The organism is Rhodomicrobium sp., assembly GCF_047605405.1.
GTDB classification, from domain to species: Bacteria; Pseudomonadota; Alphaproteobacteria; order Rhizobiales; family Rhodomicrobiaceae; genus Rhodomicrobium; species Rhodomicrobium lacus.
The window spans coordinates 46,047-56,620 of record NZ_JASGFR010000026.1; the positions used below are offsets into that span (position 1 = coordinate 46,047).

7 protein-coding genes are annotated in these 10,574 nt (G+C 64.4%); 3 read left to right on the forward strand and 4 right to left on the reverse strand.

Annotation, left to right across the window (positions count from 1 at the left end; genetic code table 11):
- Positions 1–278: 278 nt before the first annotated feature.
- Both ilvD and QM659_RS11535 read right to left on the reverse strand, forming a co-directional pair.
- Positions 279–2,135 carry a dihydroxy-acid dehydratase gene (gene ilvD, locus QM659_RS11530; protein WP_415188537.1) on the reverse strand — a complete coding sequence of 619 codons (1,857 nt, stop codon included), beginning with the start codon at positions 2,133–2,135 and terminating at the stop codon, positions 279–281.
- Between the two features lie 136 nt (positions 2,136–2,271).
- The gene (locus tag QM659_RS11535) at positions 2,272–2,937 is read right to left on the reverse strand and encodes an MOSC domain-containing protein (RefSeq protein ID WP_415188538.1); all 666 of its coding nucleotides are present in this window, start codon (positions 2,935–2,937) and stop codon (positions 2,272–2,274) included.
- Positions 2,938–3,143: 206 nt separating this feature from the next.
- Between QM659_RS11535 and clpB the strand changes: the two genes are divergently transcribed.
- Positions 3,144–5,744, forward strand: a complete 2,601-nt coding sequence (gene clpB, locus QM659_RS11540) for an ATP-dependent chaperone ClpB (RefSeq protein WP_415188539.1) — start codon at positions 3,144–3,146, stop codon at positions 5,742–5,744.
- 83 nt (positions 5,745–5,827) lie between these two features.
- On the opposite strand, the gene QM659_RS11545 is transcribed toward clpB, so the two are convergent.
- Positions 5,828–6,970, reverse strand: a complete 1,143-nt coding sequence (locus QM659_RS11545; RefSeq protein ID WP_415188540.1) for a glycosyltransferase — start codon at positions 6,968–6,970, stop codon at positions 5,828–5,830.
- Positions 6,955–8,526, reverse strand: a complete 1,572-nt coding sequence (locus QM659_RS11550) for an ArnT family glycosyltransferase (RefSeq protein ID WP_415188541.1) — start codon at positions 8,524–8,526, stop codon at positions 6,955–6,957. Before QM659_RS11550 ends, QM659_RS11545 begins: the two co-directional genes overlap by 16 nt.
- A gap of 287 nt (positions 8,527–8,813) precedes the next feature.
- Here QM659_RS11550 and QM659_RS11555 point away from each other — a divergent pair, with 287 nt between their 5' ends.
- Positions 8,814–9,854 carry a mitochondrial fission ELM1 family protein gene (locus QM659_RS11555; protein ID WP_415188542.1) on the forward strand — a complete coding sequence of 347 codons (1,041 nt, stop codon included), beginning with the start codon at positions 8,814–8,816 and terminating at the stop codon, positions 9,852–9,854.
- A gap of 190 nt (positions 9,855–10,044) precedes the next feature.
- A complete protein-coding gene (locus QM659_RS11560) occupies positions 10,045–10,500 on the forward strand; it encodes a DUF992 domain-containing protein (RefSeq protein WP_127078553.1) in 456 nt (151 codons plus the stop codon).
- Positions 10,501–10,574: the final 74 nt, after the last annotated feature.

Sequence of the window (10,574 nt, forward strand, 5' to 3'; positions counted from 1 at the left end):
GGAGCGTGTCGCGCACCGCCCTCGATACGTTCCGGCGGCTCGCGAGAGTGCAAAATTGGAAAAGCCCCGACGCCGACGCTCGGGGCTTTTTTCGTGCCTGTCGCTGTTCTTGCAGCGATTATGCCGCAATCGACGCCGCACGACGCAGTGATATTGGCGCAGCCGAATCGGCTTTTGCGTCTGAATCGATGCCGATCGCATGCGGGCTATCTATTGCACCCGATGCCCGTCGCGGAACAACGCCCGCGGCGAGCCTTTCAGACGGAAGCGCTGTTCGTTCAGCCCTTGCGCTCAACTTGCGAAACGTCTCGAACCGCGCCGCGCGCCGCGCTCGTTGTCAGCGCCGCATAGGCCCGCAGCGCCTGGCTCACATGGCGAACGCGGCTGACAGGCTTCCATGCCGCCGCGCCCTTTGCTTCCATCGCCGCGCGCCGCTTTGCCAGCACTTCGTCGGACAGGTCGACACGGATCAGGCGGTTCGGAATGTCGATCACTATGATGTCGCCCTGCTCAACGAGGCCGATCGCGCCGCCTTCGGCCGCTTCGGGCGAGGCGTGGCCGATGGACAGGCCCGAGGTACCGCCGGAAAAGCGCCCGTCGGTGATCAGCGCGCATTTCTTGCCGAGGCCCATGCTCTTCAGATAGCTCGTCGGATAGAGCATTTCCTGCATGCCGGGGCCACCCTTCGGCCCCTCATAGCGGATGAGCACCACGTCGCCTTCCTTGACCGCGCCGCCGAGGATCTTCTCGACCGCCTCTTCCTGGCTCTCGCAGATCACGGCGGGACCAGTAAAGGTGAGGTTCGAGGAGTCGACACCCGCCGTCTTCACGATGCAGCCATCGAGCGCGATGTTACCGAACAGCACGGCGAGGCCGCCATCCTTCGAGAACGCGTTCTCCACGGAGCGGACGACGCCTTTGGCGCGGTCGGCGTCGAGTTCGTCCCAGCGCGCGGCTTGACTGAAGGCCTCGACCGTGCGGACACCGCCGGGCGCGGCCTTGTAGAAGCTCTGCACCTCCGGCGAATTGGTGCGCGCGATGTCCCACTTGTCGAGCGCATCCGCGATGGTCGGCGCATGAACGGTGCTGCAGCCCCGATTGATCAGCCCGCCGCGGTCGAGTTCGCCGAGGATGCCCATGATGCCGCCCGCACGATGCACGTCTTCGACATGGACGTTGGCGATGTTCGGCGCGACCTTCGAGAGGCACGGCACGCGGCGCGACAGCCGGTCGATGTCGGTCATGGTGAAGGGCACGCCCGCTTCCTGCGCGGCGGCGAGCAGATGCAACACCGTGTTGGTCGAGCCGCCCATCGCGATGTCGAGCGTCATCGCGTTTTCGAATGCCTCGAAATTGGCGATGGAGCGGGGGAGCACGCTGGCGTCGTCGCCTTCATAATGGCGCTTCGTGATTTCGACGATGCGCCGCCCCGCTTCGAGGAACAGGTCCTTGCGGTCGGCGTGGGTGGCCAGCATCGTGCCGTTGCCGGGCAGCGAAAGACCGAGCGCCTCGGTGAGGCAGTTCATGGAATTGGCCGTGAACATGCCCGAACACGAGCCGCAGGTCGGGCACGAGTCGCGCTCATAGGCTTCGGCCACCTCGTCAGACACGGTCGGGTCCGCGCCCTTGATCATCGCGTCGATGAGATCCACCGCGTGCGTCTTGCCGCCAACTATGACCTTTCCCGCTTCCATCGGGCCGCCGGAAACGAAGATCGTCGGAATGTTGAGGCGCAGGCTCGCCATCAGCATGCCGGGCGTGATCTTGTCGCAATTCGAGATGCAAACGAGCGCGTCGGCGGTGTGCGCGTTGACCATATATTCCACCGCGTCGGCGATGATTTCGCGCGACGGCAGAGAATAAAGCATGCCGCTATGGCCCATCGCGATGCCGTCGTCGATGGCAATGGTGTTGAATTCCTTGGCGACGCCGCCCGCCTTTTCGATCTCGCGCGCGACGAGCTGGCCGAGATCCTTCAGATGCACGTGGCCGGGGACGAACTGCGTGAACGAGTTGGCGATGGCGATGATCGGCTTGCCGAAATCGCCGTCTTTCATGCCGGTCGCACGCCAGAGACCGCGAGCGCCCGCCATGTTGCGGCCATGGGTCGAGGTACGGGAGCGATAGTCCGGCATTGTCGTGCGCCTTCTTGTTTTAGAATAACTACGGCGAGTTCATAGACCCGCGAACGCTGTCTTATCTAGCGAAAAACGTATGTCGCGCTTTCTTTGCCCGGCGGCAAGGATGCGCGCGCTCATGAAGTGGCGTATCTCAAGCAACCGTGAGCACATCGCCGACGCCGACCGCGCCGCCGCGCGTAACCTTCGCGTAAAGCCCCAGGTTTTTGTGGCCCCATGTGCCTTGCAGCGCCGCCGGGACGGAAATCCCGCGCTGCGCTGTCGCCGGGTCGACGCTCGTGGCTTCGCAACGCGCCGTTTCCGCGAACACCTCAAGCTGCGCGCCGCCGCACGTCAACGTCTTGCCGATCCAGTGCCGCTCTTCCCACGCGGGCACGCCCTCGAAATAGAGGTTCGCGCGAAAGCGCGCGGGGGCGAGGTCTACGCCTGTTACGCGGGAAACGTCGCGCACCGTCTCCAGATTGACGACATGCAGAGCCTTCGCGGCGATGTCGGTAAACTGATGGCCGTCGGCATGCACGATGCGCGGTGGTCCCTTCAGGTCATCCTTCATGTAGGCCGCGAGAAACTGCTCGATCATCTGACGGCCGAGCCTGGTTTTCAGCGCGCCCCGCGCGACCTGCCGACCGTCGCGGAACAGCGTGAGCGTGTGGCTGTCCTCGTCGAAGGCAAGGTTAAGGCTGGCTAGCCGCTCGTTTCGCATCAATTGCAGGAAATGCACTTTCGGGAACCATTTCGGGCTCAGCGTGTCGAAAGCGTGACCGCCATTTTCAATGGCGTAGATCCGGTCGAAAGGCATGCCTTCACCGGGTGTTAAGTCTGCTTTCGGCGCGTCGATCCCGTTCATCCCTTTCATGGGATAATGGACCAGTGAAACTATCTTGGGCGTAGCCGACATGCGAGCGCCTGAAGCCTTTTTTTGACGAATGATGCTGCCATATATGACGGCATCAACCTGCTTCCTGTCCAGATACGCGGCTGCGTCTAGCAGCCACCGAGGCAACCATGAATTTCGAGAAACTGACCGACCGTTCGAAAGGTTTCTTCCAGTCCGCGCAGTCGCTCGCCCTGCGCGAAGGACATCAAAGACTTACACCTGAACACCTTCTGAAAGTCTTGCTCGACGACAGCGAGGGACTTGCCGCCGGACTGATCACCAAGTCGGGCGGCCGACCCGAGGATGCGCTTGCGCGCGTCGAGCAGGCGCTCGCCAAGATACCGAAGGTGACGGGGCAAGGCGCGGGCCAGATCTACATCGCGCCCGAACTCGCGCGCGTCCTCGATCAGGCGGAGAAGATCGCCGACAAGGCGGGCGACAGCTTCATCACCGTCGAGCGGCTTCTGCTTGCTCTTGCGATGGAGAAGGACGCGCAGACCTCGAAGATCCTCGCGGATGCGGGCGTCACGCCGACCGGGCTCAACGCCGCGATCAACGATCTGCGCAAGGGCCGCACCGCCGACAGCGCATCCGCCGAGCAAGCTTACGACGCGCTGAAGCGCTACGCCCGCGACCTCACGGACGCGGCGGCGAAGGGCCAGCTCGACCCCGTGATCGGCCGCGACGAGGAGATCCGCCGCACGATCCAGGTGCTTTCGCGGCGCACGAAGAACAACCCCGTGCTGATCGGCGAGCCGGGCGTCGGCAAGACCGCCATCGCCGAAGGGCTTGCGCTGCGCATCGTCAATGGCGACGTGCCGGAATCCTTGCGCGACAAGAAGCTTCTCGCGCTCGACATGGGCGCGCTGATCGCGGGTGCGAAATATCGCGGCGAGTTCGAGGAACGCCTCAAGGCCGTTCTCTCGGAGATCACGGCAGCGGCGGGCGGCATCATCCTGTTCATCGACGAACTGCATACGCTCGTCGGCGCGGGCAAGGCCGAGGGCGCGATGGACGCATCGAACCTCCTGAAACCGGCACTCGCACGCGGAGAACTGCATTGCGTCGGCGCCACCACGCTCGACGAATACCGCAAATATATCGAGAAGGACGCGGCGCTTGCCCGCCGCTTCCAGCCCGTGTTCGTGAGCGAGCCGACGGTGGAGGACACCATTTCCATCCTGCGCGGCCTCAAGGAAAAGTACGAGCTTCACCACGGCGTGCGCATCACCGACTCGGCGCTCGTCGCGGCGGCGACGCTGTCGAACCGCTACATCACGGACCGCTTCCTGCCCGACAAGGCCATCGACCTGATGGACGAGGCAGCGAGCCGTCTTCGCATGCAGGTCGACTCGAAGCCCGAGGAACTCGACGAACTCGACCGGCGCATCATCCAGCTCAAGATCGAGCGCGAGGCGCTGAAGAAGGAAAGCGACGTCGCGTCGAAGGATCGTCTCGCACGCCTTCAGAAAGACCTCGCGGATCTGGAGGAGAAATCCGACGCGCTGACCCGCCGCTGGAAGGAGGAGAAGGACAAGCTCGCTTCCTCGCAGAAGGTGAAGGAAGAACTCGACGCCGCCCGCAATGAGCTTGAGCAGGCGCAGCGCAAGGGCAACCTCGCGCGCGCGGGCGAACTGTCATACGGCGTGATTCCCGAGCTTGAGAAGAAGCTCAAGGCGATGGAAAGCGCGGGTGAAGGCAAGCCTGGCATGGTCGAAGAGGCGGTAACGCCGGACCACATCGCGGGCGTCGTGTCGCGCTGGACGGGTATCCCCGTCGAAAAGATGCTCGAAGGCGAGAAGGACAAGCTGCTTCGCATGGAGGACGAGCTTGGCAAGCGCGTCATCGGCCAGGAAGAGGCGGTGCGCTCCGTGGCGACTGCCGTGCGGCGCGCGCGGGCGGGCCTGCAGGACCCGAACCGGCCCATCGGCTCGTTCATGTTCCTCGGTCCGACCGGCGTCGGCAAGACCGAGCTTTCACGCGCGCTCGCGGCGTTCCTGTTCGACGACGAAAGCGCCATGGTGCGCATCGACATGTCGGAGTTCATGGAGAAGCACTCCGTCGCCCGGCTTATCGGCGCACCTCCCGGCTATGTCGGCTACGAGGAAGGCGGCGCGCTGACCGAAGCCGTGCGCCGCAGGCCATATCAGGTCGTTCTGTTCGACGAGATCGAGAAGGCGCACCCGGACGTGTTCAACGTGCTGCTTCAGGTGCTCGACGATGGCCGGCTGACGGACGGTCAGGGCCGCACGGTCGATTTCCGCAACACGATCATCATCATGACATCGAACCTCGGCTCGGAATATCTCGTCAACCAGCCGGAGGGCGAGAGCGAAGCTGAGGTGCGCGCGCAGGTGATGGCGGTGGTGCGGGCGCATTTCCGGCCCGAGTTCCTGAACCGCATCGACGACATTCTCCTGTTCCACAGGCTGCGCCGCGATGAGATGGGTGCGATTGTCGACATCCAGCTCAAGCGCCTGCAGAAGCTGCTCGACGAACGCAAGATCGTGCTCGATGTCGATGAGAAGGCCCGGAACTGGCTTGCGGATCGCGGCTACGAGCCGGCCTATGGCGCGCGGCCGTTGAAGCGCGTCATCCAGCGCGCGGTGCAGGATCCGCTGTCGGAGTTGATCCTTGCGGGCGCCGTGAAGGATGGCGACACGGTGCGCATCACGGCGGGTTCGGACGGGCTCATCATCAACGACCGCCCGTTCAGCCTCGCGGCCTGATCAAGGCGCATTGTTTGCGATTACGGGGCCGGACTTTCGTCCGGCCTTTTTTCGTGCGTGCGATGTCCGCTCTTCCCGCGCCGCTACCGCTTCCGCCAGGTGAAGATCGATGTCGTCGCGTAATTCAGCACGGCGCTGACCGCCGCGCCCGCGATCCCGGCGAGCCACCATAGCGCGGTCATCTCAAAGACCGTTTCAGCAAACGCCACGTTCACGACCGCGCCGACGCTGCATGCGAGCAGGAAGGTGATCAGCCCCGGTATGATCTGCCAGCCGGTCAGGCGCTTGTCGCGATAGGTCAGCCAGTTGTTCAGGAAGAAGTTCGAGATCGCGGCGACGAGAGTTGCGAGGGCCTGCGAGGTCGCGAACGTAAGCGGCGTTGCGACAAGGGCCGCGCGCAGCACGCCGAGATGCACGAGCACGCCCGTAAAGCCGACGAGGCTGAACAACAGGAAGCGCACAGGCACGATGCGCCCGAGGCTCTTGTCGGCAAGCAGGACGAGATATTCCCAGACGGTCAACGTATCGAGCTTGCTTTCGCCGTGGAGGCGCGCCTTGAACTGGTAGGCCAGTTCCTTGAACTTCAGGGGGCGCGGCGACGACGCGAACACATCCACGAGGATCTTGTTGCCGATGCCCGAGAGGTTGCGGATCGAGCCCTCGAAGACTTCGCGCTTCGCCATGAAGAAGCCGGATACGGGATCGGAGAGCTTTGCCCGCAGAATGGTCTGCGCGAGGCGCGTGGCGATGAAGCTCATGGCCTGCCGCGCGCGCGTGAAGCCTTCCGACAGGCTCTTTTCCGTGTAGCGGCTGCCGATCACGACATCCGTTTCCGGCTCCCTTTGCAGGAGTTCGAGCATGCGCGGCAGAAGCGTCTCGTCGTGCTGCAAGTCGGCATCGATGATCGCGACATAGGGGGCGGAAGAGGCGAGGACGGCTTCCGCACAGGCCGACGTCAGCCCACGCCGTCCAAGACGCTGAACGCAGCGCACGCGCGAATCGCGGCGGGCCACTTCGCGCACATGGGCGGCGGTCCCGTCGGGCGAGTCGTCGTCGACGAAGATGACTTCCCAATGGACGCCGGAAAGCGCGGCGGCGAGCTTTTCGATCAGCGGCTCGACGTTCTCGCGCTCGTTGAACGTGGGCGCGATAACGGTGAGATCGGGCCCCTTGGCAATCGCGGGTACGGCCTCGATGCGCCGCGCTTCAGTCACATCTGGCTGCATGTCTTGCCCTGTCTGGTCGCCGGATCGCAGGCGAAGAGGCCGCCGCGATATCCACTGAGGAGGAATACAGCATAAGCGTCGCGGGGCTGCAATCCGCCCGGTCGCGTGACGGTGGCGATTTGAACGGCGCTGTCGAAGGCGGGGGACGCCTTGGGCTGCGATCCCGCCTTGAGCACCAGCAGCGCAGGCGCGTCCTTCAGCCGGGATTCATCCGGCGGTGGAAAATTGGAATAGCGGATCCGGTCGTTGATCTGCACGACGCCATCCGCGCCGATGCCGTGGAAGGCGAGTTCGCCCGTGATGGCATAACGATCCGTCAGCACGAGGCCCGCGCCATGCTCGCGCCGAAGACGGTCGATGTCCGCGCCGAGCGCCGACCAGCCCTTCATGCGCGTCGTTGGGTCTTTCTTCGCCTCGATGGGAATCGCACCCGTGCCGAGTTGAACCAGCGCGACAAGGGTGAAAGCCGCGCCGATGAAGGGGGCGGCAACGAAGGCGGTACGGAGCGTGGGCGCGCGGCGATGCCCCAGCACCGCAAGGCCGCCATGCACGGCTGCGAGGATCGCGAAGGGGTACACGAGCCCCGGCCAGTTCGGCTGGATCTTCTGGCTCGCCGCGTGGACGATGAAGAACGCCCACATCGGGGCGGCTATCCCGCCCGGCAGAAGCCACCGCGCATCGTCGCGCCGCAATCCGCGTGCGAGCGCGTAAAAGCTGCCCCACAGGCAGAAAAGGAATATGAGGGGCGTCGCCAATCCCGCCTGTCCGCCGAGCAGTTCGCCAACGCTCGCGAAGGCGTTCGCAGGCTTGTCCTTGACGCCGTGCGCGGCCTGCTTCGCGAAAGACGCCCAGTCTTGGGCGTAGTTCCACCAGACGACGGGGGCGATTGCCGCGAAGGCGACGACGCCGCCGAGATACGGCTCGGGGCGCAGGAACCAGCGGCGGCCTTCGCGCGTGCCGGCCATCCACAGAAAAAGGCCCGGCAGCATGAGCGCGGCGGTGTATTTGCTCATGAAGGCGAGGCCGAGAGCCCCGCCGACACCGAGCCACCATGCGCCTCGCCCCGTTTCGATAAGCTTCGCGAGCGCGAACAGCACGCATGTCGCGAAAAAGGCGAGCGGCGTGTCGGGCGTCGAGACGATACCGGCGGCGGCGGAAAGGATCGTCGCATTCATCCACACGACGGCAAGAAGCGCCGCCGCGCGGTCGGCGAACAGCGCAAGGCTCGCGCGCCAAAGGAGATATGACCCCGCGACGGTGCTCAGGAGGCCGACGAATCGCACGCCGAAAGCCGTGTCGCCGAAAATCTCGGTGCCCGCGCGGATCCACCAGGCGATCATGGCGGGGTGGTCGTAATATCCGGCGGCCAGATGCTTCGACCACATCCAGTAATAGGCTTCATCTTCGGCAAGTTCGGTCGTCGCGGCAAGCACGAAGCGTGCGACGATGAGGCATGAAACCGCGACGAGCCCGAGCGTCAGCCCGAGGTTCCCGACAGGGGCCCGCGACGAAGGATCTGCCTTCCCGCGCAACGCCGCTTCCGCGACCGAAACCATCGGCACAACTCCAACCTTGTTCCCGGGCTCGATAGCCGAGACGACGCGGTGCATCAACTCCAATTGCGCAGCCCGCGCCTTCCGGTGGCATCAGCAATCGTCAGATGGCGCTTTTATAAGGCCGACCATGTGCCGGGTCGTACGCTTGCGATTGGCTGCCCGTTTACGCCATGGAAGGTGCGTGCTAGAGCGTCGCGCGGACCCATCCGGCGCCGGGGCTCTGCGTTCGGCTGTCAAGTGGCGCGGAAGCCAACCGGCGCGAAGGGCGAGAGAAGCGAGCAAACGCCATGAATGAGACCGTTGCCGAAGCCGCCGGAGACCGCTTGTCGCCGCATCCGCTCCCGAGTTGCTGGGTTATCGGCGACGGGCGTCCCGGCCTCGAAAATCAGTCGCTCGGCCTTGCGGAAGCGATGGGCCTCGAACCGGTGCTGAAACGCGTCGTGCTGCGCAAGCCGTGGCGCATTGCCAGCCCGTACGTCACCGCATTCAAGCGCTTCGCCTTCAGCGGCAGCGGCGCATCGCTCGAAGCGCCGTGGCCCGATATCGCCATCGCAACCGGGCGGCCCGGCGCGCTGCCTCTTATATATCTGCGCGAGGCGAGCAAGGGACGCACCTTCACGGTGCAGATACAGGATCCCGTCGTGCGGCGCGGTTCGTTCGACCGCATCGTGGTGCCGTGGCACGACGGCGTGACGGGCGACAATATCGTCACGATGGACGGCTCGTTACACATCATAACCCCGGCGAGGCTCGCGGCCGAGGCGCCTCGCTGGGCGGACGCTTTCGCCGCCATCCCCCGCCCCCGTGTTGCGGTGGCGATCGGCGGCGTCAATTCGCGCTACGACCTTCGCCCGGAGGATATGACGGTGCTGGGCGCGCAGCTCGCCGCGCTCGCGGCGCAGGGGTTCGGGCTTCTCGTCAGCGGGTCGCGGCGCACGGGCGAGGCCAATATGGCCGCGCTCACCGAGGCGCTGGCAGGCTCCGGCGCGTACATCTATGACGGCCAGAACGGCGCGAACCCCTATCTCGGTATGCTTGCGCACGCGGACGCCTTCGTGGTGACGTGCGATTCCATCAACATGATCACCGAGGCGGCAAGCACGGGAAGGCCCGTCCATATCGCCCGTTTGCCTTTCAGGCGCGGACGAGAAGGCGGCCGTAACAAGTTCGGGGAGTTCGTCCGGCGTCTGGAAGGGAGCGGACGCGTTCGCATGTTCGACGGGCGAATAGAGAGCTGGACTTACGAGCCTCTCCGCGAGATGGAACGGGTGGCGCACATTCTGCGGGAGGCACTCACGCTGCATTTGCGCAGCCTCTACTCAAGATAGTATAATAAAAGCAAATCAACCGGAAATATTTTGACACAACTTTATTGTGGACGAGGCTGCCGCGACTCAAATAGCAGCATTCAAATCGTGCCTGTCTTTGAGTCCGATTCGTCCCCGCCATCGCTGTGCCGGAACTTTGCCGCATAGCTGGAGTTTGAAGGTGGGGAACCGAATATGGAGGGAGAACACTATGAATAAACTTGTTGCTTTCTTTTCGGGCGCCGCAATCGCGCTCGGAATGACCACGACCGCCGACGCAGGCGTGCGCGCGGGCGTGTTGCGCTGCTTCACGGCGCCTTCGCAGGGCGTGTTCGTCGGCTCCACGCAGGAAGCCCGCTGCGTTTTCACGAGCGCTTACGGCCATCGTGAAAACTACGTCGCGAAGATCGAACGCCTTGGCCCCGATGTCGGCATCCGCGACAAGGCCGTCCTCGTCTGGGCCGTCTACGCTCCGACGAGCCTGCGCCGCCACGCGCTGCGCGGCGATTATGTCGGCGCATCGGCTGATGTCTCGTTCGGCGTCGGCGCGGGCGCGAATGTCCTCGTCGGCGGCAGCGGTCGCACCGTTTCGCTTCAGCCCGTCAGTGTGAAGGCTCAGACCGGTCTCGCAGTCGGCGCGGGCGCGGCTCGGCTGCAGCTGCGTTAAAGCCTCTCGAAGGCATCTCTCAGCGAGAGCGTCACTTTGAAAAGCCCCGCCCTGCGGGGCTTTTCGCGTTCCTG